The 24,288-nt window shown below is 39.2% G+C and carries 23 protein-coding genes and 1 other annotated feature; of the genes, 4 read left to right on the top strand and 19 right to left on the bottom strand.

What is annotated here, in order from left to right; genetic code table 11:
* Positions 1 to 62 precede the first annotated feature (62 nt).
* The 5 genes from IGJ00_RS14535 to yfmF all read right to left on the bottom strand — a co-directional run bounded on the left by IGJ00_RS14535 (position 63) and on the right by yfmF (position 6,019).
* Positions 63 to 1,307 (bottom strand): competence/damage-inducible protein A, encoded by a 1,245-nt coding sequence (locus IGJ00_RS14535; protein WP_071866531.1) that lies wholly within the window; start codon positions 1,305 to 1,307, stop codon positions 63 to 65.
* Between the two features lie 226 nt (positions 1,308 to 1,533).
* Positions 1,534 to 2,112: a CDP-diacylglycerol--glycerol-3-phosphate 3-phosphatidyltransferase gene (gene pgsA / locus IGJ00_RS14540; protein ID WP_019723896.1), complete on the bottom strand. Its 579-nt coding sequence runs from the start codon at positions 2,110 to 2,112 to the stop codon at positions 1,534 to 1,536.
* A 171-nt stretch (positions 2,113 to 2,283) separates the two neighbouring features.
* Positions 2,284 to 3,174, bottom strand: coding sequence for a helix-turn-helix domain-containing protein (locus IGJ00_RS14545; protein ID WP_438844560.1), 891 nt, complete (start codon positions 3,172 to 3,174; stop codon positions 2,284 to 2,286).
* Positions 3,175 to 3,468: 294 nt separating this feature from the next.
* Positions 3,469 to 4,758, bottom strand: a complete 1,290-nt coding sequence (gene yfmH / locus IGJ00_RS14550) for an EF-P 5-aminopentanol modification-associated protein YfmH (RefSeq protein WP_142433066.1) — start codon at positions 4,756 to 4,758, stop codon at positions 3,469 to 3,471.
* Entirely contained in the window at positions 4,751 to 6,019 is a 1,269-nt protein-coding gene (yfmF, locus tag IGJ00_RS14555) for an EF-P 5-aminopentanol modification-associated protein YfmF (RefSeq protein WP_071866528.1), read from the bottom strand. Before yfmF ends, yfmH begins: the two co-directional genes overlap by 8 nt.
* Positions 6,020 to 6,241: 222 nt before the next feature.
* Between yfmF and mscL the strand changes: the two genes are divergently transcribed.
* On the top strand, positions 6,242 to 6,706 hold the full coding sequence (gene mscL, locus IGJ00_RS14560; protein WP_010734070.1) for a large conductance mechanosensitive channel protein MscL: 465 nt from the start codon (positions 6,242 to 6,244) through the stop codon (positions 6,704 to 6,706).
* Between the two features lie 35 nt (positions 6,707 to 6,741).
* On the opposite strand, the gene IGJ00_RS14565 is transcribed toward mscL, so the two are convergent.
* From IGJ00_RS14565 to IGJ00_RS14620, 12 genes are all read right to left on the bottom strand, one after another.
* Positions 6,742 to 7,179, bottom strand: coding sequence for a GNAT family N-acetyltransferase (locus tag IGJ00_RS14565; RefSeq protein ID WP_023520523.1), 438 nt, complete (start codon positions 7,177 to 7,179; stop codon positions 6,742 to 6,744).
* Positions 7,180 to 7,272: 93 nt separating this feature from the next.
* The gene (locus IGJ00_RS14570) at positions 7,273 to 7,518 is read right to left on the bottom strand and encodes a Veg family protein (protein ID WP_010734068.1); all 246 of its coding nucleotides are present in this window, start codon (positions 7,516 to 7,518) and stop codon (positions 7,273 to 7,275) included.
* A 116-nt stretch (positions 7,519 to 7,634) separates the two neighbouring features.
* Positions 7,635 to 8,210, bottom strand: a complete 576-nt coding sequence (locus IGJ00_RS14575) for a sigma-70 family RNA polymerase sigma factor (protein ID WP_019724411.1) — start codon at positions 8,208 to 8,210, stop codon at positions 7,635 to 7,637.
* A 77-nt stretch (positions 8,211 to 8,287) separates the two neighbouring features.
* Positions 8,288 to 8,818 carry an NYN domain-containing protein gene (locus tag IGJ00_RS14580; protein ID WP_104872235.1) on the bottom strand — a complete coding sequence of 177 codons (531 nt, stop codon included), beginning with the start codon at positions 8,816 to 8,818 and terminating at the stop codon, positions 8,288 to 8,290.
* Positions 8,815 to 9,684, bottom strand: a complete 870-nt coding sequence (rlmB, locus tag IGJ00_RS14585; protein WP_142433067.1) for a 23S rRNA (guanosine(2251)-2'-O)-methyltransferase RlmB — start codon at positions 9,682 to 9,684, stop codon at positions 8,815 to 8,817. Before rlmB ends, IGJ00_RS14580 begins: the two co-directional genes overlap by 4 nt.
* On the bottom strand, positions 9,668 to 10,072 hold the full coding sequence (locus tag IGJ00_RS14590) for a Mini-ribonuclease 3 (RefSeq protein ID WP_010734064.1): 405 nt from the start codon (positions 10,070 to 10,072) through the stop codon (positions 9,668 to 9,670). Before IGJ00_RS14590 ends, rlmB begins: the two co-directional genes overlap by 17 nt.
* Positions 10,069 to 11,481 carry a cysteine--tRNA ligase gene (gene cysS / locus IGJ00_RS14595; RefSeq protein WP_438844561.1) on the bottom strand — a complete coding sequence of 471 codons (1,413 nt, stop codon included), beginning with the start codon at positions 11,479 to 11,481 and terminating at the stop codon, positions 10,069 to 10,071. The genes IGJ00_RS14590 and cysS overlap by 4 nt, the downstream gene beginning before the upstream one ends.
* On the bottom strand, positions 11,465 to 12,013 hold the full coding sequence (gene epsC / locus IGJ00_RS14600; RefSeq protein ID WP_010734062.1) for a serine O-acetyltransferase EpsC: 549 nt from the start codon (positions 12,011 to 12,013) through the stop codon (positions 11,465 to 11,467). The genes cysS and epsC overlap by 17 nt, the downstream gene beginning before the upstream one ends.
* 82 nt (positions 12,014 to 12,095) lie before the next feature.
* Positions 12,096 to 12,328, bottom strand: a binding site (T-box leader).
* Entirely contained in the window at positions 12,325 to 13,785 is a 1,461-nt protein-coding gene (gene gltX / locus IGJ00_RS14605; protein ID WP_010734061.1) for a glutamate--tRNA ligase, read from the bottom strand. Its footprint overlaps the feature before it by 4 nt.
* Before the next feature lie 325 nt (positions 13,786 to 14,110).
* The gene (locus IGJ00_RS14610) at positions 14,111 to 15,259 is read right to left on the bottom strand and encodes a PIN/TRAM domain-containing protein (protein ID WP_019723035.1); all 1,149 of its coding nucleotides are present in this window, start codon (positions 15,257 to 15,259) and stop codon (positions 14,111 to 14,113) included.
* 26 nt (positions 15,260 to 15,285) lie between these two features.
* Positions 15,286 to 16,656 (bottom strand): DNA repair protein RadA, encoded by a 1,371-nt coding sequence (gene radA, locus IGJ00_RS14615; RefSeq protein WP_019723034.1) that lies wholly within the window; start codon positions 16,654 to 16,656, stop codon positions 15,286 to 15,288.
* A 65-nt stretch (positions 16,657 to 16,721) separates the two neighbouring features.
* Positions 16,722 to 17,249: a dUTP diphosphatase gene (locus IGJ00_RS14620; protein WP_438844562.1), complete on the bottom strand. Its 528-nt coding sequence runs from the start codon at positions 17,247 to 17,249 to the stop codon at positions 16,722 to 16,724.
* Positions 17,250 to 17,463: 214 nt separating this feature from the next.
* Between IGJ00_RS14620 and proB the strand changes: the two genes are divergently transcribed.
* A complete protein-coding gene (gene proB, locus IGJ00_RS14625) occupies positions 17,464 to 18,267 on the top strand; it encodes a glutamate 5-kinase (RefSeq protein WP_074801434.1) in 804 nt (267 codons plus the stop codon).
* Positions 18,267 to 19,514 carry a glutamate-5-semialdehyde dehydrogenase gene (locus IGJ00_RS14630; protein WP_142433068.1) on the top strand — a complete coding sequence of 416 codons (1,248 nt, stop codon included), beginning with the start codon at positions 18,267 to 18,269 and terminating at the stop codon, positions 19,512 to 19,514. The genes proB and IGJ00_RS14630 overlap by 1 nt, the downstream gene beginning before the upstream one ends.
* Positions 19,515 to 19,695: 181 nt before the next feature.
* Here the strand turns inward: IGJ00_RS14630 and IGJ00_RS14635 are convergent, their stop codons facing one another.
* Positions 19,696 to 20,004, bottom strand: a complete 309-nt coding sequence (locus IGJ00_RS14635; protein ID WP_029594010.1) for a hypothetical protein — start codon at positions 20,002 to 20,004, stop codon at positions 19,696 to 19,698.
* 84 nt (positions 20,005 to 20,088) lie between these two features.
* Positions 20,089 to 20,529, bottom strand: coding sequence for a DUF2798 domain-containing protein (locus tag IGJ00_RS14640; protein WP_019723030.1), 441 nt, complete (start codon positions 20,527 to 20,529; stop codon positions 20,089 to 20,091).
* Between the two features lie 219 nt (positions 20,530 to 20,748).
* Between IGJ00_RS14640 and IGJ00_RS14645 the strand changes: the two genes are divergently transcribed.
* On the top strand, positions 20,749 to 24,237 hold the full coding sequence (locus IGJ00_RS14645; protein ID WP_142433069.1) for a glucosaminidase domain-containing protein: 3,489 nt from the start codon (positions 20,749 to 20,751) through the stop codon (positions 24,235 to 24,237).
* Positions 24,238 to 24,288: the final 51 nt, after the last annotated feature.

Raw genomic sequence — 24,288 nt, forward strand, 5'->3', positions numbered from 1 at the left:
TTACGTTTATAATATCTTTTTTATTTATAAAAAGCAAGCAAAAACCGAACAAATATTCGCATTTATTTTTTTCTTAATAGTTGCTTTCTTAGCAGATCAAATCCTTGCATAATCGCACTATTTCTGATTGCCGAACGGTCTCTCGTAAAGTGACATTCTTTTGTTTCTACGCCTTCTTTTGATGCAACGGCAAGCCAAACTGTACCCGCAGGATGTCCTTCTAATGTGTCGGGTCCCGCCACACCGGTAAACGCTACGGCATAATCTGTACCAACGAGTTGGCGTGCTCGAATCGCCATTTGTTCGGCACATTCTTTACTGACTGTGCCAAACTGCTCTAATAGTTCTGGATCGATGCCTAAGAGCTTTGCTTTGGTCTCTGCTGAATAAGTCACAAAGCCCCCAGAAAAGACTTGAGAGACGCCAGGAATTGCTCCTAACGCGGATTGAAAGCCTCCCGCTGTCAAACTTTCAGCTGCTGTGACTGTCTTCCCCTGTTCTTTTAGCAGATCCACGACGGCTTGTGGCAACGAATAGTCATCCCCATAGCCATAAAAATATGCACCGACACGGGCTTGGATTTTTTCTTCTAGTGCGTGCAATGCTTGATTCCCTGCATGGATATCTGACGTTTTGACTGTCAATCTCAGTGTGACTTCATTTGGTTTGGCATAAGGAGCAATCGTGGGATTGATTTGGGTAGCAATCAAGTCTTTTAGATCGGTTACTAATTGTGATTCACCGATGCCATAGAAGCGCAACACTTTTGAAATCAGTTTTTCTTCTGAAGGGAATTGTTGTTCTAACAGTGGTCGCACTTGTTCTACAAACATCGGCTTCAACTCACTTGGTGGCCCAGGAAGTAAAAGATAAGCATTGCTTTTCGTTTGATAAAACGTGCCTAACGCTAAGCCAGTTCGATTAGGTAATGGTGTGCCCCCTTCAATGATCTGAGATTGTTGTAAATTGTTCTCTGTCATTTTTCTTTTTGTCGTTTCGAAAAATGCCAGCAGTTTCTTGTACCCTTCTGTGTTTTGGATCAACTCTTTGCCGAGGTGTTGAGCGACAACTTCTTTTGTTAAGTCATCTTCTGTTGGTCCTAGTCCACCACATAAAATGATTAGTTCACTTCTCGATTCAGCTAACTGGAGTAACTCCTCCAAACGAGTCGGATTATCCCCGACAACTGTGTGATAATAGACATCGATTCCTAGATCTGCTAACTGTTCTGATAAAAATGTCGCATTCGTATTCACGACTTGTCCAAGTAATAATTCTGTTCCTACTGCTATGATTTCAGATTTCATATTTGATCGCTTCCTTTAGTTGAGGTTGCTTTTGCAACATCTCTATTTATCTGTAAATCAGTCTTTTTTCGACTAATTGTCTCTACCAAATAGTATACGCTATTTGCTGATAGAATCATTTCTCCTTGCTCAATTTGTTCTTGTGATTGCGTCTATGTCAAAAAAATAAAAATCAGACCGGGAATGACCGATCTGATTGCAAGGGTAATTAAGTGACTCTATGATTTTACATGGATCCTTTGAATACGCCACGATTTTTGATAAAGTAATCGACACCTGAATAGATGGTAAAAATCAGACAAGCGTATAACATGATTTGATCGAGGGGTACATTGATCAAGTTGAATGGGATATTATTGATAAATAATAAAATAATCGCAATCATTTGCGTAGCTGTTTTTACTTTTCCAGGCCAAGCAGCTGCCATGACTTCCCCATCCTCGACAAGCAATAATCGTAACCCTGTTACAGCCAACTCACGACAAACGATGATCGCAATCACCCATGCTGGCGCTTTCCCTTGACCTACCAACATGATAAAAGCTGTCATAACTAACATTTTGTCTGCTAATGGATCAGCAAATTTTCCGAAGTTCGTCACTAATCCTCTGGACCGAGCAATTTTCCCATCTAGCCAATCCGTCACACTTGCTAAAGCAAAAATGATGGCTCCTACTAGTTGCGTGATCGCTAATGACGTTGTTCCTACCGTTAATTGCCCCCAATCTAACGGGAGACCGACTACTAAAATAAACACCGGAATCATACAGATTCTAAGTACAGTTAATTGATTTGGTAAATTCACAAGAACGACTCCTTTCTTTCCTATTTTACGTCAGTCCAGCAAAAGTTTCCACCAATAGTCTCTCAATTGCTCAACAAATCTTTCACTACTTTATAACCTACTATCCAAACAAGAAAAGAGAGCCCAAGACGAGATTCCGGCTCTCTTTTACACGGTTGTTTTTTAAACTAATTATTCTGCATACTGCAAGGAAAGCGAAATATTCTTCAGACTTGTATTGTTTGGTCCTACGTTGATAGGCAGTTCTTCGCCATTTAATTTGACCGTTGCATTACTCGCTGCCCCAAGTGTGATCATCGCATTTGTCGTATTTTCTGGAAGCTCTGTTGTTTTTGTATCATTGGCAACCAAGGTTTCTTGATAATGATAGTCAAACGTATTGTTCAATTGGACACCGATCCAGACACGTTCACTTGCTGTGAATTCCAATGTGATCGGTTTTTTCGCATCTTTCACCTCGATCGAAAGCGCACTTCCTGTGTCTTGCCCCGGTGTGATGGTCATTTTTTTCTCTTCTTCTGTTGATTTTGTTGTCGATTCCACGGTCGATTCAACCGTCGATTCACTTGTCTCCGGTTCTTCTTCCGTGATCGAACCATCGACAGATACCGTTGAAGCTGTTCCACCAATGATCGGCTCAGATTGACGGTCTTGCCATGACATATAGGCCACTACTGTGATGATTGCTACAGCGACTAATCCTAATAAAATTACTGGCAGACTTGTCCAGAATTTTGTTAGATTCTTTTCTTCTTCGTGCATAGCTTTTCTTGAACCACTCACTGTTTCTGGTTCTGGTCGTTTTTTGATGGTTTCATCTGCGAAAGATTTTTTTCCATCAAAAACATCCACTAAATAATCACCATCTTCACCAACAGCTTCTGCATATTGACGAATAAATGCACGAACATAAAATTTACCTGGCAATTGATCAAATTCGTTTTGATCGATTGATTCCAAGTAACGTTTTTGGATCTTCGTCATTTGTTGTAATTCATCTAATGATATTTTTTTGTTTAAACGGGCTTGCCGTAATTTTTCCCCGATGGTTTCAAAAGCCACTCGTTCATCTTCTCCAGTCTGTGTATTCTAGTCAGAAGGTGTTTTCTCTACTGAGGATCGACCATTTATTCTGACTGCTTCTCATTGAATTTTTGCTTTATTCATGCTCAATGTATAGTGTTTCCTCTATATTGATCAATCTTGCACTCAATCTACTTAAGAATACCACAAAGCGAACTTACTTTGGATAACATTTCATCTGTTTTAAACTGAAATTTAAGACTTTCTTTTATTCTTACAAAAAGTATGACGAATCAGCGAGTATGTCCAAAAAAATCAGAATTTTTTACTGTTTCATTTTTTTGGCTGCATATAAAATTCACTAAACACGTCAGCATTGATAAAAGAGCGTCCTACTTGAAGAAGATCCGTCATCTGGATTGATTCAATGATTTCTGGCAGATCAAATAATGTTTGGTCACCAAATAGACTTTGTGTAAATTGATTGGCGATGTATTCGATGGAGTTCAATGATTGGAAATACTGCCCTAACATTTTCTTTTTCAATAAGTTCAAGTTTTCTTCTGTGATTCCTTCGTCATGTTCAAAGTTCAAAAGAATCTCTTTTATTTTTTGTACTGCTAGTTTTGGTTGGTCCGAATCGCCACTGAAGTCAGCAAAATGAAATTCACGATCTAAACTAAACTCAAAGCCAAAACTATCATCAATAATTCCTTCGTTGTAAAGGGCTAAATAGTTTTGTGCAGTTGGGCCTAAAAGTAATTGTAGTAACAAACGAATCGCTGTTTTATATCTAAGCAATTCTCTCCCATTTTCAGGTAACGCATCGATTCCTTTGATCCCTAATACAAATTTTTCTCGTGTGATCGCTGCTTCTAAGGTACTTATCGGCAGAACATCCGCTTGATTTTCGGAAAAGAATCGTTCGATTTTTTGAGCGGGTGGAAATTCTTTGGTAGCTTGATTGTGGCGAATTTGCTCCATCAACTGTTCTGGTTCCAAATTGCCAACTACAAATAACACCATATTGCTTGGTTGATAAAAAGTGCGATAGCAAGTATATAGATCCTCTGCTGTGATGTCAGCAATACTTTCCACCGTTCCTGCAATATCGATGTGTAATGGATGATTGGGATATAGATTGTTTAAGATACCAAAGAATAAGCGCCAATTCGGATCATCTTCATACATCTGGATTTCTTGGCCAATGATTCCTTTTTCTTTATTTACTGTTTCTTCAGTAAAATAAGGTGCTTGAACAAAATCAAGAAGCGTCAAAAGATTTTTTTCTACTTGATCTGTCGTTGAAAACAAATAGCTGGTTTTTGTAAAGCTCGTGAACGCATTCGCTGATGCTCCTTGTTGACCGAACAACTGGAAAACATCGCCTTCTTCTTTTTCAAATAACTTGTGCTCCAAGAAATGTGCGATACCGTCAGGAACTTTCACTTTTTCCGTTGCACCATAGGGAATAAATTCATTGTCGATCGACCCATAGTTCGTACTGAATAAACCGTATGTTTTGTGATAATCGTTTTTTGGTAACAGATAGACCGTCAAACCATTCGGTAAGACTTCGTGATACAGTGTTTCGTTGATTTGACTATACTCTGCTTTATTCATTTTCTTCACCCCCAGCTAAAAAGAAAATTGCTTGTAATTCGATTTGGTTTGCTACTTCTTGAATATCTTCGATCGTTACACGTTCCATGCGAGCCAGCCATTCCTCGTCCGATAGTTCAGTATCAGGAAGCCAGTGTGCTAAATAAGCGGATTCGATTGCAGCTTGTGGCGAATCCAAAGACAACAAATAGTGATTACGTAACATTGCCTTGGTTTGTTCAAGCTCCAATTCAGTGACTTCGCCATTTTGTAAACTTGCCAGTTGTTGATGGATCAAGTGCAAGACTTGATTACGATTTTTGGTCTCAATGCCTGTTTGTACAGTCAATAACCCACGAAAAGTATCAACGTTGCTAGACGCATAATAAGCTAAGCTTTCTTTTTCACGTACATTCATGAAAAGTTTGGAGTGAGGGAAGCCTCCGAATAAGCCATTAAAGACCATCAATGAAAAACGTTCTGGCTGATCGTAATAAACATTGGTTTGATAGGCTAGGTTCAGTTTGGCTTGCACCACTGGTTCTTGGATTTGTCGTTCCTTGATCACGTTGTTTTGTGTTTGTTGATAAAAGATTTCTGGTCGTACCACTTTTCGCTCAGTGAAAGGAAGCTCTTTTAACGCTTCGATTGCCATTGTTTCTTCGATATCACCCACTACAAAAATATCCACTTGGTCTTCTTTGATCATACGTGCATAATATTCTGCTAAGGCACTTGATGTGATATTTTCGAGTTCTTCAACGGACCCCATACTTGGGATTTTTTGTGCATCTGACTGTTCAAAATATAATTCTTGTAATGCTAATGAAGCCATTGTTTGCTTATCTTCATTTAAGCTTTCCAAATATTGCTTTAAGTTATTTTTCTCTAAATCAAATGTTGCTTGATCAAATGTTTGATTTTTGATGTTAGGGAAGAATAATACCTCTTTTAAAAAGGAAACGGCATTCGTCAAAATCGTGCTGTCATTGACATACGCACCATTGACGAAACTGATTCCCGCATTCATCCAATGTAGATTGCCTTTTTTCCGAACAGAAAAACCGAAACCAGCTCCATACAAATCAGCTAATTTTGCACTTAATTGTGTCTGATCCGGATAGTTCAAGCTATTCGTCTCTAATAAACTACTCAGTAATGAACGTTTGGTGACGATGTCTTTTTCTAAGGCTGTGGTGAACCGTACAAAAATACGGATCGTTTTAAATTGTTTGGTTGGTAGCACATGAAGGTTGACACCTTCTGTCAATTGATAGGCCATAAATAACTACTCCTTTTTGTCATGATCCTTGGATCTCTTAGCGATGATCGTTGTTGTTTCAACGACATAAAAGTTCTCTTTTTTTGTCCAATTTTTTTAAAAGTCACTTTCTAGTATAGCATACAAGTGATTGAACGAACGTGTGGGGATATTATTAAGCGTGTTGTTTTTACATTTTTTTATTCTTCGATATACTAGGATTAACAAGAAAGGAGAAAAACAATGATCAAAGAATTTAAAGAATTTATCATGCGAGGCGATGTGCTAGATCTAGCTGTCGGTGTAGTGATCGGTAGTGCTTTTACGGGCATTGTGAATCAAATCGTTCAAGGTCTGATTACTCCCTTAATTGGTTGGGTCGTTGCAATGATCACAGGTACCTCTGATTTGGATGGTGCATTGTCTGTTCTTGATTGGTCACCTGCGAAAGGGGTCACCTTTTCTTTTGGGAATGTTATTAGTGCAATTATTACATTTGTCATTACTGGTTTTGTTCTATTCCTAGTGGTCAAAGCAGCCAATCATGCGAAAAACTTACGTCCAAAAGAAGAAGAAGTGGTGGAAGACAAACCCACTGCGGAAGATTATCTTAGTGATATTCGCGATCTATTGGCACAACAAACAGCTGAAAATAATGCACGCCCAACTGCCCAAGCAACTTCTGAGAGCACGGATCCTAAAGCGTGAGATAAAAAAAACAGAAGGAAATTCTTCTGTTTTTTTTATGCTTGTTTTCTCATGTCTAAGTGGGGGATTCCATCTTCTAAATATACTTCTGAGATTGCCTGAAAACCAAAGGATTCATAAAATGATTGTAGATATTCTTGTGCCCCGATCACGATCGGACGTCCAGGTGCATTGGCTTCAATCGCCGCTAATGTTTGTGCCACGATTTTTTGTCCTAACCCTGACTTGCGATGCGCCTGATTGACCAAGACTCGTCCAAAATGAACTGTGTCTTCTTCTGCATAAATACGTGTATATGCCAAAATCGTACCATCTTCATCTTTAAAATAAGTATGCCATGCGATTTCATCGATCTCATCGACTTCTTGGTAAGGACAATTTTGTTCAACAACAAATACGGCGATTCGCTCTTTCACGATTGCATAAAATTCTGCTGTTGTTAGTTCTGCAAATTTTTTTACATAATGCTTCATCATCAGGACCTCCGTTCTTTCTTGCTAATAGCATAACGAGTTAGATACAAAAAAGCAAACGAACCTCATATATAATCTAGGTCCGCTTGCTTTTTAAACTGCTTCAGTTAAAAATTCGATCTCAACTGTTCGAGTAAGTACATCTGAATAACTGTAAGATACTCGTTCAAATGAATTTTCTTCAGGATCTAAGTCTACGACAAATACTGAAGGATAGGTTTCTGTTAAAACGCCTCGGCGTTCCGTTTGACGCTTTCTTCCGGTCTGTGCAACCAACATGATTTGGCTGCCGATACGACCTTCTAAATCTTTTTTGATTGTAGCTAAAGTTAGTGGCATACAATTCACCTCAATTACTATCATACCATATATAGTAAAATTTTTCAAGTTTACCATATCAAAAAAAGAAATGCAATAGAAATAAGTAAGAAAAACATTAGTAATGCTATAAAAAATCACTCATTATAATCTTTCAGATGTTTTTTTATCTTATATTTCACTCGACCGTAAGCGCTTTTTATTTGCTTCAGATCCATTGATAATTCTCTCTCCATCTCGCTAAAATCATTGCCTTGCATGTAATGTTGAAAGATTTTTGCCTCTTTTGATGAGAATTTGATATCGCAGTCCTCGAAAGCTTCTTTTAATAGTAATTGTTGCATCGCAACAGGTTCTTGGATGGTGATCTCGGCTAAAAAATCTGGTCCTTCTGTCGCTATTTTTTGTTCAATAGAAATTTCATTTTTTTGGTCTCGACGTTTTAGCGCGTTTTGCTTACGCAATAAAGAGTAGATTTGGTTACTGATAATGCTTTTGTAATAACTCCCAAAACTGACACCTTTATTATTTTCGTACGTTTTAAGTGCTTGATATAGAGCAATCCTCGCTTCTTGTTCCCAATCTTCACTTACATAATTCCTAAGATAATAAATATTTTTCAACCGTAATAATAACGGGAAATATTTTTGATACAGCATAGAAAATGCTTCTTCATCTCCATTACGGGCGGCGCACAATAACTCCTCGGACATAAAATAATTCCTCCATAACTTTCGATTATGGAGGAATCTTACCATCAAATCATTGAATAACTAATCGTATCTGGCTGTTATTTTTCTTTTCTCATTAAATCGTCCAATTTTTGGGACAATTTTTCTAATTGTTCTTCATTCCACGGAGAATTTCGTCGAAAATCAATAAAACGCATATTTATATTATCTTGGGTAATATTTTTTTCTGTTTTTTTAATTGTTTTATATAATTCGTACGCGGAAGTTCGTAAAGCACCTTGCGAAAAAATCATCCATTGTTCTGCTAAGTCACTCGTTGCGACAGTCACTTGTGTCAAACGAGTATTCAACTCTCCAGCGATGCGCTCGATATACGTATCTGCGGTTTCATCCTCTTTGGTGAACACGACTTCTAATTGGTATTTCCGATAATTTTGCTGGATACCTGGAACTAATTGCGCATCAAAGACGACGATTACTTCAATACCTTCATATTTTGCATAATTCGATAAACGATGTAACAACGCTTCTCTGGCATCAGCCATTTTATCTTGATTTTTTAGTGCGACTAATTCTGGCCAAGAACCAATCATATTATAGCCATCGACGATCAACAGCTGCTTCTTCATGCCTTATTCCCCTGACGCTGAGAAAAAGCCTGATACATCAAAAGTCCGGCAGCAACACTCGCGTTCAAGCTTTGAACATGACCGACCATAGGGATCGTCAATAGCTCATCCATTTCTTTCTTTAAGCCTGCACTCATGCCGCGACCTTCATTACCGATCACTAACGCAATTGCTCCTTTGGCATTCCAAGATTGGAAATTCGTTCCTTCCATATCCGTTCCGAATACCCAAAATTGCTGCTCTTTTAACTGCTGAACAGTCTGAACTAAGTTCGTCACACGAGCCACTGGCACGTGCTCAACGGCGCCTGTCGATGTTTTCGTCACGATGGGTGTGATTCCGACTGCGCGATGTTTAGGGATGATGACACCATCTACCCCACTAGCATCTGCTGTTCGTAAAATCGAACCAAAATTATGAGGATCTTCGATGCTATCCAAGATCAAGAAAAATGGTGCTTCTGTTTTACTCTTCGCCTGTTCCAATAGTTGATCCAACGTTAGATATTCATAAGGCGTGATGGCCAATACCACCCCTTGATGAACGCCACGATCGCTGAGTAGGTCTAATTTTTGCTTAGGAACCCACTTGACTGGTACCGATTGTTCTCGAGCAATATTTTTCAACTCTTCGACCTTGTCTCCCCGTGAATCTTCTTGAAGGAACAATTTATTTCCACGACCTTGTTGCAAAGCTTCGACTGTCGCATGATGACCAAATACAAAATTGTCTTCACTCGTTGTGTCCTCTTGACCAACATAAACTGTTTCCTTCTTGGCACTACGTTTCTCATTGCCTTTTGTAAAACGTTGAGAATCTTTTTTGTTTCGTTTTTGATAATTACGTTCTTTATTTTCTTTCCTCATGGGTTTCACCTACTTTCTCAATACACCAATTGATCAATTCTTCCATACGTTCGGTTTGTTTTGTTAGATGTAAGTAGCCCATCAAGGCTTCAAACCCTGTTGCAACGCGATAAGTGGTAATATCCGCATTTTTTGCACTCGTATGGCTTTTGGCATTTCTACCCCTGCGATAGTAAAGTTCTTCATTTTCTGTTAACAGGTTTTCTTGCAACATTTGTTGGATCAAAAAAGCTTGTGCCTTTGCCGAAACATAGTGTGTCGCTGCTCGGTGCAGTTTATTCGGCTTTGTTTCACCTTTTTCAATCAAGTAATCTCGAATATAGATTTCGTAGATAGCATCTCCAACATAAGCAAGTGCTAAACCATTTAGTTGTGTATGATCTCTCATGCTTCTCTTCTCCAACGAGTACCTTGTGGAGTGTCATCTAACAAGATACCTTTTTCTTTTAATTGGTCCCGAATTTCATCACTACGAGCGAAATCTCGGTTTTTTCTGGCTTGTGTTCGTTCTTCGATCAGTTGCTCGATTTCTTCATCCAACATTTCTGCTGTCGTAAATAAGATACCAAAGATCGACAACCATTGGGTAAATAGTGCCTCACTTTTGGATAGGATCGTTTTGGAGACAGTCGGTTGTTCCAAATACGTATTGATCCATTTTGCTAATTCATAGACAACTGTGATGCCGTTAGCCGCATTGAAATCATCGTCCATTTCTTTGATGAATCGTGTTTCTAATTGTTCCAGTTCTGTTACCTGTCTCTCATCTTCCGACTGGGCTTCTACCGCATTTTCAAAACGGAAGTTTAGATTATCAAACGTATTTTTCAAGCGTTGTAAATTTGTCGCTGCTTCTTTCATCGTTGCTTCACTATAGCGGATCGGTCGACGATATTGTGTGGTTGCCATAAAGAAGCGTAACACTTGTGGGTCTACCTCTTGGATCATTTCGTGGACAGTGATAAAGTTCCCTAAAGATTTACTCATTTTTTGATCGTCTTCACCAATCGTCACATAGCCATTGTGCATCCAATAGTTCGCAAATTTTTTGCCTGTTTTCGCTTCACTTTGGGCAATCTCGTTCTCATGATGAGGAAACTCCAAATCTTGGCCACCGCCGTGGATATCAATAGTCTCACCTAAATGTTTCGTTGCCATCACGGAACATTCGATATGCCACCCTGGACGTCCTTCTCCCCATGGCGATTCCCATGAAATCTCTCCTGGTTTTGCTTTTTTCCACAAGGCAAAGTCTAAAGGATCTTCTTTTTGTTGCTGTTCTGCGCCAGTACGTTGACTTGCACCAATCTCTAACTCGTCGATCGATTGATCACTCAATTGACCATAATCAGTAAATTTTCGCGTACGATAATAAACATCGCCATTCGATTCATAAGCAAAACCTTTGTCGATCAATGTTTGGATGAATACGCGAATATCTTCCATATTGTCCATTACTCTTGGATGGCTCGTTGCTGGCTGCACATTCAATGCTTTCGTATCTTCTTCAAAAGCTTTGATAAAACGATCAGCAACTTCAGGCGCTGTGATCCCAAGCTCATTGGCAGCCTTGATGATTTTATCGTCCACATCTGTAAAGTTCGATACGTAGTTCACTTGGTATCCACGGTATTCCAAATAACGTCGAATCGTGTCAAACGCAATCGTACTTCGTGCATTGCCAATGTGGATATAATTATAAACAGTTGGTCCGCAAACATACATTGAAACTTGTCCTTCTTTTAAAGGAATAAAAGTCTCTTTTTCTCTTGATAGCGTATTATAGATTTTTATCATTCTCATCCCCTACTTTCTCTCCATTGATTCGGACAACTTTTGCTGGTATCCCTACTGCTGTTGCCCCATCAGGTATATCTTTTAAGACGACTGCGCCTGCGCCGATTTTCGCATCTTTTCCTATGGTGATCGGTCCTAGGATTTGGGCATTGGCGGACAACATTGCACCTTTTTTGACGGTTGGATGTCTTTTCCCCGTTTCTTTTCCCGTCCCACCTAAAGTGACACCATGAAACAAGACCACATCATCTTCAATTTCTGCTGTTTCTCCAATGACGATCCCCATACCATGATCGATAAACACACCCGTTCCGATCGTCGCTCCTGGATGTATCTCTATTCCCGTAATGAATCGCCAAAATTGGGCATTCATTTTGGCAATCAAATAGAGACGATGGCGATATAAATAATGGGAGAAACGATGCCAAAATAACGCATGTAGCCCAGGATAGGTCAAAATGACCTCTGCTGTAGTACGCGCTGCTGGATCATTTTTCTTTACGGCAATGACAGCTCGTTTGAACCATTCCATCAACTTCCTCTCCTTTCTTTTTTCGACTGTATGTATGAACAACGAAAGACAACTAAAAAACGTCTTTTAATAAGTTTCCTTATTAAAAGACGCTATGAGGCGTGGTTCCACTTTTTTTCATAATCAAATGATTATCTCTAACAGGTAACGTCTGCTATTCGTTCTTCGCTACTTTCAAGGATTGATATTGATCAACCCCTCTTCGCAAAGACCACTCCCAGAGGCATTTCAAAAAAGAACAATTGACAACTTACACCACCCGTTGACTCTCTTGAAACCATTCTTTTTTTACTTCTTTCTGTTCATCGTGTTTAGTTCAATACTTGATTTAAATGTGCTAAAGATTTTTCTTTCCCTAACAATTCGATTGTTTCTGGTAATTCAGGTCCATGCATTTGTCCTGAAACAGCGACACGGATCGGCATAAATAGGTTCTTTCCTTTTACCCCTGTTTCTTTTTGTACTGCTTTGATTGCTGCTTTGACTGTGGGTGCATCTACAACTTCCATTTGAGTAAGTTGTTCTTTGAAAGCTTTCAACACAGTCGGAACCGTTTCACCCGCTAATACTTCTTTGGCTGCTTCATCTAATACAGGATGTTCGTTAAAGAATAATGTTGATACCTCAACGATTTCCGCTGCATAACTCATTTGTGGTTGATACAGACGAACGATTTTTTTCACCCATTCGATTGTTTGTGCATCTGGATTTTCTTGCACACGACCATCAGCGATCAAATAAGGTAAACACATTTCTGTCAATGCATCTAGATCCATTTCTTTGATGTAATGGTTGTTCACCCATTGTAATTTTTTCGCGTCAAATGCAGCTGGTGATTTGCTCAAGCGCTGTGGATCAAACATTTTGATCAATTCTTCTTGACTGAACAATTCATCTTCACCGACAGGAGACCAGCCTAGTAAAGCAATAAAATTGAACATCGCTTCTGGTAGGTAGCCTAATTCACGGTATTGTTCGATAAATTGTAAAATCGATTCATCACGTTTACTTAATTTTTTGCCCGTTTCAGAATTGATGATCAAGGTCATATGCCCAAATGTTGGCGCAGTCCAACCAAACGCTTCATAGATCATTAATTGTTTTGGCGTATTCGCAATATGGTCATCCCCACGTAACACGTGAGTGATCTTCATTAAATGATCGTCAACAGCTACCGCAAAGTTATAGGTTGGCATACCATCACGTTTTTGGATGACATAATCCCCACCGATATTGTCTGATTCAAAGGTGATGTCTCCTTTGACCATGTCGGTAAACGCATATTCTGTATTGCGAGGCACACGGAAACGAATCACCGGTACAATGCCTTCTGCTTCTTTTTTCGCTTGTTCTTCAGGTGACAAGTTCGCACAAGTCCCAGCGTAGTGAGGCATTTCGCCACGGGCACGTTGCGCTTCACGTTCTGCTTCTAATTCTTCTTCTGAACAATAGCATTTGTAAGCACGATTACTTGCTAATAACTGATCGATCCATGGTTGGTAGATTTCTTTTCTTTCAGATTGACGGTAAGGACCGTATTCACCTGGATTTTCAGGTGATTCATCCCATTCCATCCCTAACCATGCAAGATTCTCTAATTGGCTTTTTTCGCCATCTTCAATGTTTCGTTTTTGGTCAGTGTCCTCAATGCGGATAATGAAATCTCCATCATTGTGACGGGCAAATAAATAATTGAATAATGCAGTTCGTGCATTCCCAATATGCAAATGCCCTGTTGGACTTGGTGCATAACGTACGCGTACTTTCGTCATTTTCTTCCTCTTCTTTCAAACTAGTCTTTGAGACGCCCAAAACAACTGACAATACAACATCTGATCAGATTTTTTTGGGTTGGATCTCCTTTAGCGATAAATGTTGAAATTTAAAGCTACTCAGCACAAATTTTACCTTTTATACGTTAAATAGTAAAGAGATTATGAAAAAGTCATTCAAATCTACGTAAGAAGGCGGGAATCGAAAAAATAGTTTGGCCTACTTTTCAATCCTCGCCTGCTCTAGCTAAACTGAGGAAGCAAAAACCATCTCTCAAAAAAATCTTACGATGTCTAACTGCCTCATATTTACCATATTACGTTTTTATTTCGCTTTTTTCTCATTTTCACGCTTGTTATCGATTCCTCTACCCGCATGAGCAGGTTTTGCAAAGATCATTCGGCCGGCAGCTGTTTGTAGTGCACTCGTTACTACAACTTCGATCCGTTCATTCATGTAATGTTGTCCATCTTCAACAACCACCATTGTGCCGTCATCTAGATAAGCAACCCCTTGTTGACGTTCTGTACCTGCTTTGACCACTAGTACATTCATATTCTCACCGGGAATAACGACTGGCTTCACTGCGTTAGCAAGTGCATTGATGTTGAGAACTGGTACATTTTGAAATTCAGAAACTTTGTTAAGATTATAATCATTGGTCACGATGACACCATCTAATAGTTTTGCCAATTTGATCAGCTTACTATCTACTTCACTGATGTCTTCAAAATCGCCATCATACATCTCAACTGAAATACCTTCTTCTTTTTGTAACGCGTTCAAAATATCTAGTCCGCGACGCCCACGTACCCGTTTCAAGCTATCGCCAGAATCAGCGATATATTGTAATTCATATAGAACGAAATTTGGGATCATCAACGTTCCTTCTAGAAATCCCGTTTTTGTGATGTCGTAAATACGTCCATCAATAATGACGCTTGTATCTAAAATTTTATATTTATGAAAATGATCATCTAGTTTGCGTTCTAATAACTGGCTTTCCACCTGACTAGGTGTTTCTTGTTCGACCTTTTTACTTCTTGGTCCAAATATTTTCTTCCATTCTTCGATGCGGGTCGTTCCCATTCGCAAGCCCAAATAGCCAAGGATCACCATCAATAAGATGGGTAAAACACTGTTTACAAAAGGTATTTCAATATTGTAAAGCGGTGTTGAAATCACAACCCCCAACGTTAGGCCAATAATTGCTCCGATTGCGCCAAATAAGAGATACGTCAAGCTGACCTCACTTAATTTTTCTTCAATTTGCTTGATGACTGCTGTTATATGTTTTGCCAATAGCAAAGATAATAGAAAGAAAATAAGTGCACCTAACAAGCTATTGGTAAAGGTGTTATTCAGCCATCCATTCGTCTGTTGACCGATCGCCTGCCAAGCTGTAGGTAAAAAAGAAATCCCTAAGCTGGCACCAACGATGATCATCAGTAAGGTGATGACACGTTTTTGCATCCTGTTTCCTCCATTTCATTTTGATTTTATCGAAATACTCGTCTAAGAGTTTCATCAAGTGTAGCAACACCTACGACTTCGATACCCTCTGGAATATTCCAACCACCTAAATTATTTTTAGGTAAATATACTTTTGTAAAACCTAATTTTTGTACTTCTTTTACTCGTTGTTCAATTTGGTTGACTCTTCTGATTTCACCAGTCAGACCGATTTCTCCAATAAAACACTCCGTTGGTTGTGTTCCTTTTTCTTTGTAACTAGACGCAATACTGACTGCAATTGCTAAATCGATCGCAGGTTCATTTAATTTTACCCCACCAGCTGCTTTTAAGTAAGCATCTTGATTTTGCAACAATAATCCTGCCCGTTTTTCTAAGACTGCCATGATCAATGACACCCGATTAAAGTCTAAACCAGTCGTTGTTCGTTTGGCATTTCCGAACATCGTGGGTGTGACTAAAGCTTGGATCTCTACTAAGATCGGGCGTGTTCCTTCCATGGCGACAACGATCGCTGAACCTGTCGCTCCATCCAATCGTTCTTCTAAGAAAATCTGTGAAGGATTCGCTACTTCTTCAAGCCCATGGGCGTGCATCTCAAAAATACCGATCTCATTGGTGGAACCAAACCGATTTTTGACGGCACGTAAAATACGAAAACTATGATGTTGCTCACCTTCAAAATACAAGACCGTATCAACCATGTGCTCTAACATGCGCGGACCTGCAATCGAGCCTTCTTTCGTGACATGACCTACTATAAATATGGCAATACCGTTTGTTTTTGCGATTTTCAATAGCTCAGCTGTGGTTTCTCGCACTTGACTAACACTACCAGCGACACTCGTAATATCAGGTTGAGTCATTGTTTGGATCGAATCGATAATGACATAATCAGGTGAAATTTGTTCGATGGCTCGACTGATTTCATTCATATCTGTCTCTGCATACAAGTAAAACTCTGTGTCGATCGAACCTAATCGTTCTGCACGCAACTTGATTTGGTCCGCACTCTCTTCTCCCGATACGTAAAGGACTTTTCCACCAATAGCAGCCAGTTGCTGTGATACTTGCAAGAGTAGGGTGGATTTTCCGATACCAGGATCGCCACCGATCAAAACCATCGAGCCAGGAACCACACCACCGCCTAAAACACGGTTCAATTCTTCTAGCTTCGTCTTTACTCGTGGTTCTTTCTTAGGAACCACCTCAGCGATTTTTGTTGGCTTGGCTTTTTCTCCGGTCAAACTCGTTCGTACTCTGCGGTCCGTTGTATCTTGTTCGATTTCTTCAACCATGGTATTCCATTTGCCACAATTTGGGCAACGTCCTAAAAATTTAGGCGACACATAGCCACAATTTTGACAAACAAATTGAACTTTTGCTTTTTTGGCCATTTCGGTGTACCACCTGTCTTTCATTTTACTTTTCTTGAGTTAAAGATAACTTAAATCTACTTTGCTTATTGGTTGGATGAACCAAATCCACCTTGACGAGCATTAGCGGTTTGATCTTGGTCCGCTTTTAAGAACGGTAGGAAGATTCCTTGCCCAATTCTTTCCCCTTTTTTGATCACTACATCTTTGAAACCAAAATTCGTGAATTGGAACATGATATGCCCTTCATTTGCTTCGTTATTATAATAGTCACTGTCGATCACGCCGACACCATTCGTCAAAATCAAAAAACGTTTTAATGGATTGCTTGAACGATTGGCTAATTGTAAGAATTCATCCTCACCCATATACGCTTTGATTCCTGTAGGCACTAAAACGGGTTTGATTTTCTTTTCCTCTGCTGACATTTCAGAGATCAGCGCATCTGATACAGCTGTTAGTCCTTGCTTGAACCCGGCTTTCCAAACACTTGGAATCACCACATCTTCTGCTGCTTCAAAATCATAACCGGCAGCGTGATGAGTCGCTCTTTGCGGCAATTGGATCTGTTGATCCTGATAACATGTAATTACTTCAAAACCTCTTTTATTCACCGAATCCCTCCCAGAGTAAACTAGTTCTATTTTAACATACCAAGCGACTGAATACCCAAAGTTAACGAATTCTTCATGAAATTCCTTTCTCTATTTAAGAAACAAATTTATTGATTTTTTGAAAAAAAGTTTATTAAAACATGACTTTATGATTGAAAACAAGTAGAATAGAGCAAAATCATTTCTGTGTAAAAAAGATTAGTTGAGGTGCTCCATGCGAAAAGAAATAATAGAAGCAAAACGAATCATTATAAAAGTAGGAACAAGTACGTTGATCTATCCAAATGGCAACATCAATTTGGGCGCAATCGATCAACTCGCTTTTGTTCTCTCTGACCTTCGTAATCAAGGCAAAGAAATCGTCTTAGTCTCTTCCGGTGCAGTAGGTGTTGGGATGCACAAGATGAATTTAGCAAAGCGTCCTAATACGATCCCAGAACAACAGGCGATTGCAGCAATTGGACAAGCTGAATTGATGAATATCTATAATCAACGGTTCAGTGCGTATGGTCAACAAACTGCCCAAATCTTAGTGACGCGAGATGTTATCGATTACCCTGAAAGCCGAAAAAATGTTGTCAATACGTTAGAACAGCTACTAGCAATGGGAACCATTCCGATCGTCAATGAAAATGACACCGTCGCAGTTGATGAATTAGATCACTCCACCAAATTTGGCGACAACGATCAGTTATCTGCGATCGTTACCAAACTGATTGCCGCTGATCTACTCATCATTCTTTCAGATATCGACGGTTTTTATTCGGATAATCCAACCATCAATCCTGACGCTGAAATGTATCAAACAGTTACCGCAATCGATGATGAACTGATGGCCCAAGCAGGTGGTGCTGGTAGCACCTACGGAACTGGTGGGATGGCAAGCAAACTAAAAGCAGCTTTAAGGATCTTTGAAGCAAATCGCCCAATGATCTTAGCAAATGGAAAAAATCCAGCAATCATTTTTGATATTTTGGCTGGAAAAGAAATCGGAACATTATTTAAGGAGGTTTTATAATGACTGATCTTATCCAACTTGGGAAACAAGCAAAAAAAGGCGCACACGAACTTGCTTTGATGCCGACTAAACAAAAAAATGACTTATTGTTGCAAATGGCACAAACAATCAAGAGAAATCAACTAGCCATTCTTGAAGCCAATCAAAAAGACTTAGATCAAGCGACAGAAAATAATATTAGCGAAACAATGCAAGATCGTTTACGGCTAACACCAGAACGTATCCATACAATGGCGGAAGAAATCATTAAAGTGGCGCAACTAGACGATCCAATTGGAAAAGTCGATCACATGTGGCAAAACGAAGACGGTTTATTGATTGGCAAGAAGCGTGTCCCTCTAGGGGTCATCGGCATGATCTACGAATCACGTCCGAATGTGACAACTGATGCGGCAAGTCTCGCATTTAAATCAGGAAATGCAGTGATTTTACGTGGTGGAAAAGAAGCCTTCCATTCCAATCAACTGTTGGTTGAATTACTTCAAGAAACATTGGGAAATGCTGAAGTTTCGCCTTACGCGATCCAATTCGTGGATGATACCTCTCATGAGACCGCTGCGGAATTGATGCGTTTAACAGATTATTTAGACGTATTGATCCCTCGAGGTGGTGCTTCGTTGATCAAACGTGTGAAAGAGCAAGCCACTGTCCCAATCATTGAAACAGGCACCGGCAACAACCATATCTATATCGATAAAGAAGCACAATTAGCCATGGCAGTGGATATCATTGTGAACGCCAAAACATCTCGCCCTTCTGTCTGTAACGCTGCCGAGACTTTGCTGATCCATTCAGAGATCGCACCTTTCTTCTTGCCATCTATTGAGCAAGCACTGGTTGAACATGGTGTCTCTCTACATGCAGATGCTCGCGCGTTAGATTATTTAGAGACCGCAACCTTAGCAGACGAAACCGATTGGGATACAGAATATTTGGATTATATTTTAGCGATTAAGATCGTTGATTCTTTGGACGAAGCAATTGAACATATCAACCGTCACAATACACAACATTCCGAAGCTATCGTGACGGACAGTTACACAGCAAGCCAACGCTTTTTAAATGAAGTTGATGCAGCTGCTGTTTACGTCAATGCGTCCACTCGCTTCACGGATGGTTCAGTTTTTGGCTTTGGTGCAGAAATCGGTATCTCTACACAAAAACTTCATGCTAGAGGTCCAATGGGTTTGAATGAATTGACGACGACAAAATATATCATCTACGGAGACGGACAAATTCGTGAATAATGTTTCACGGGAAACATTTTATGTGCGAGTTGTCTTTCATAATAAAGTTACGTAAAAATCAGATTATTCTTTATTAAAAGAAAAAAAATAAGACGACATCCACAAAATTTTAAAATAAATTTCGTGGGTGTCGTCTTGTTTCTAAAGAGTGAACACTATTAGTACATTCTCCCTTGATAGACTATTCTTCCGTTAATTGATCAAATAAAGAAAAGCCATCAAACGTTTCTCCATCGTAATAGCGCAATAATTGTTCACTCGTCAGATTTGTGGTAGTTTCTTTTTCCTCTTCTGATTCAAGAAGAAGTTGTTCACGATAGATTCGGTAGGTCTCTGCTAATTGTTGTTGCATTTTTGCCCTTGAATTAGCCTCCGCATTGATCGTCGGAAGCTCCTTGATCAACCCCCGATAAATCAACTGTTCATCTACCCATTCAACAGGTAGTTCTACCATCGTCAAACCTACCTCTTTAAAATATTCTTCGATCATCATCTAAGCCTCACATTTATGTCTTGCTTGCATTTTAGCTTATCTAACTGAAAGTTGCTAGCGACAACATAGAGACTTCTTTATTTATTTTTGGATCGTCGCCAAAACTGCACGTGAAACTGGACCGACAAATAATAACTGTAATGGCAACGCCATGATCACATTCATTTTCCAAGCTGTAAGATAGGCAGAAAGAAATTGTTCTGGAATTCCTTGTTCAATAACAATACCGAATAATGACATACATGTCACCATACCTAAAACCATGAGACATGAAATCGTAAGGATCATTTGCATTTTATTTTGTTTATTTATAGGTAATTTGAAAGCAATCTTTTTCGCGACTACTCCTACGATAAAAACATCTAAGATAAATGCCACGATAAATCCTGGTATAAGGCCTACGAATAAGTTTGATACATGCAACGCATTATGTAACCATAGATTATAGATACTCATCCCTAAAACCATTAGAAAACACATCATTGTTGTAAAAATAATTCCTTCTTTTTTGTTTGTTGGCACTTCAATCACTCCTTTTCATGAAAAACAGCATAGCATAAATGAAAATTTTTCGTAAGTTTTTATTTTATTTTTTCATTGAGCCACATTTCTTGACTTAATTTAGAAAATATATTGGAAAATAATTAAATTTACGATAGAATAATATTAGTAACACCGAAATAAAAATAACATTTTCTTATCAATCAAATAAAGAAAAGATTATAATTAGGAGGATATTTGATGAAAGTAAGGATTTTGCTTGCATCGATAATGTTATTAAACGCATCATTGTCGCCATGTATTGCTTTAGCAGAAACAGTAACAAACAATAATCAGCAAACCGAAACCACCTCAAGTTCAATCACCGAAGAAAAAACAACGAATGTAATATCTCCAACTACCATTTCAACCACAAATGAAGAGATACCCCCACCCAGCACTGACACACCAACTATAATAGGAACTCCCCAATTAATAGGAGAAAGCTATAAGGATGGTGTCAGTAAACCGAAACGAATCAACTTATCAGCGACTGAAACTATGCAACAAACATTTATTGAAGATGAGGAAAACAAAAAAACAACACACAGCTACATTGGTGAAAACACAATCTATGAAATCAATTCCACAGATGTGCAAGTCCCTAACCCCCGAACTACTGATCCATCCACGATCCAGTTAGCTGTCTACACTGGAGATGTCTCACAAACCAAACAAACTTTAGCTTATTATCTTGCACAACAGTTTAAAACTTATCAACTCTCACTCGAGAATCTCACAGATATTCTTTCAATTGATCCAACTTTAGCGATCAATGAAGATAGTTTGTTTGCTTTGATCAAAGAGTATTATCCGCAGGTCACAGAAAAAACCACTATTCGAGAAATAGAAGATTTAACTGATCAATATGGGAGTGTGCAACAACAATCACTAACTGATACATTTAATCAACAATCTAATGAAAAATTATTCTCTGGAAACATTCTTTTGAGTCGAAAAATCGTATTATCCAATCAGGAAACATTCTTTTTTGTCGAAAGCGCTACGCAGTCCGGTTGGATTTTTGCAGAAAATTTAACTTATCATGCTTCTAAAATAATAAACCTTTCTGAAAAAGGAAAATTAACAGAAAATCATGCAAAAATTTATTCCACTTTAGATGATGCATGGCTTGAAAAATCTGCAATGCAAGCTGATCTTGAAACACTTTATGAAATAAATCAACAAATACAAATCAATAACCGTTCATTTTATAAAATATCCCATGACAATGTTGTGGTGGGGTATGTTGATCAGAACGACTTCAACAAATTGGGACAAGGTGATCCAGACACAACTGAAACAGAAAATATTACACCTACTATACCTTCGAATAGTAGTGTCAATGATACAAATCATTCACCTAGCGAAAGAAGAACAGAAACTTCAATTAGTTACTCAACACATGTGCGTGGACATGGGTGGATGCCCACCTCAAAAAATGGTGAGTTGTCTGGCACAGAAGGACAAGGACTACGCATTGAAGCAATACGTGCCAATCTTACTTCTTCCCTTTCTGGTTCGATTGAGTATAGTTCCTATGTTGAAGGAACTGGCTGGCAAGACTGGGTATCAAATGGAGCAATATCAGGAACGGAGGGGCAAGGTCTTCAAATAGAAGGAATTAATATGCGACTCACAGGAGAATTGGCTGAAAATTATAACCTTTATTACCGAGTTCATGTTCAAAAACTTGGTTGGCTACCTTGGGCAAAAAATGGAAATCCTTCTGGAACATCCAGTTTTGGTTTCCGAATCGAAGCCATCGAAATTCAATTAATTAGCCGCTCCCAACAAGGTCCTGAACTTGGAGATTCTTACGTCCAAAGAGCATCTATAAATTATTCTACGCATGTACGCGGGCAAGGTTGGCTTCCTGAATCTTCGAATGGGGAAATTTCTGGAACAGAAGGACAAGGGTTACGTATTGAAGCGTTACGTGTCAATCTCTCTTCTGCCTTTTCTGGATCAATCGAATATACTTCCTATATTGAAAATCATGGTTGGCAAAATTGGGTATCAAATGGAGGGATATCGGGAACAGAAGGACAAGGTCGTCAGATTGAAGGAATCAGGATACGACTGACAGACGAACTTGCAACACATTACAATATTTATTACCGAATCCATGCTCAAAATCTAGGCTGGTTACCTTGGGCAGAAAATGGAAATAGTGCTGGTACATTGGGGTACGGTTATCGTATTGAAGCAATTGAAATACGTCTGCTACCCAAAGAGCAAAATGGGCCACCAACGGGTGAATCTTATGTTGAAAAAACCCCTTCTGTCTTAGCGAACGCTCACGTAGCTTCTAGAGGATGGCTACCAGAACAAACAGCCGAGACACAAGTTGGAACGGTCGGACAAGGACTTAGCTTACAGGCACTTCAATTAAAATTAACGGAAAATAGTTATGAAGGTGGTATCGTTTACCAATCCCACCTGGCACATCGTGGTTGGGAAACTTCATGGATTCAGGAAGGACAAACTTCAGGGACCGTTGGACAAAGCTTAGCATTACAAGCTGTCCGAATTAATTTGACCGGTGATATCAGTCACCACTATGATATTTATTACCGTGTCCACTCCCAACACTTCGGCTGGTTAGACTGGGCAAAAAATGGAGAATCAGCTGGCACACAAGGTTACTCATATCGTGCAGAGAGCTTACAAATAAAACTAGTCGAAAAAGGGCAAGCTCCCCCAGGTCAAACTGCTCGTGCCTTTCGAATTGCGCCACCTAAGGTTTCCTTTGATGGTCATGTGTCTGGTATTGGTTGGGTCAATCGCAATGGTCTAAGTAATTCAATCAATCATGCGAATCAAGGGCGGCAATTTGAAGCAATTCGTGCACAATTAGAACAAAGTGATTACTCTGGTGGAATTAGATATGATTCACATATTTCAACAAGTGGATGGACAAATCCTGTTGAGAATGGAGCAATATCAGGTTCGGTCGGACATAGTCGTGCACTCCAGGCCTTCTCTTTTCAACTAACAGGTGAATTATCTGAAAAATACGATATTTACTATCGTTCATTCGTCCGTTCACGCGGTTGGTTAGGTTGGGCTTCAAATGGTCAAAAAGCAGGCTCAGTTGGAATGAGTCTACCTGTCGAAGCAATTGAAGTCACGATTGTAGAAAATGATCGAAAACCAGCGGGTTACCAAGCAAATCAACTGACCATATTAGGTCAAATTGACACTTCAACACCAGAAGGAAGATTTGTCAATTCTATTACACAAAGTGCAAATCGAGTTGCTCCAGCATATGGATTGTACACTTCTGTCATGCTTGCTCAAGCAATTCTAGAGACCGGCTATGGCACTAGCTTCTTGGCACGCAATGCGAACAATTTCTTTGGAATGAAGTTCAAAGATGGGGAAGATGAAGGGAAATATGATTACGTTTGGCATGTATCCAATGAAGTTGTCAACGGGATCACGATACCTGTCAATTCTAAATTCCGCGTCTATCAAAGTACCGATGAATCTTTCATCGACAATGCTGTGAAACTGAAATATGGCGTACCTTGGGACCCTGTTCGCTATCGTGGAACTTGGAAAGTTAATACACGTTCTTATCGAGATGCGACCCAAGCCTTAACTGGAACATATGCAACTGATCCAAATTATGGAACAAAATTAAACAACATCATTGAACGTTGGCGTTTGGATCAGTTTGATTGATCTGATCTTTTATAAAAAATATCTACCTGACATTATTTGAAAATGCCAAGT

The organism is Enterococcus sp. AZ062 (assembly GCF_051715065.1).
Classification (GTDB): domain Bacteria; phylum Bacillota; class Bacilli; order Lactobacillales; family Enterococcaceae; genus Enterococcus_B; species Enterococcus_B mundtii.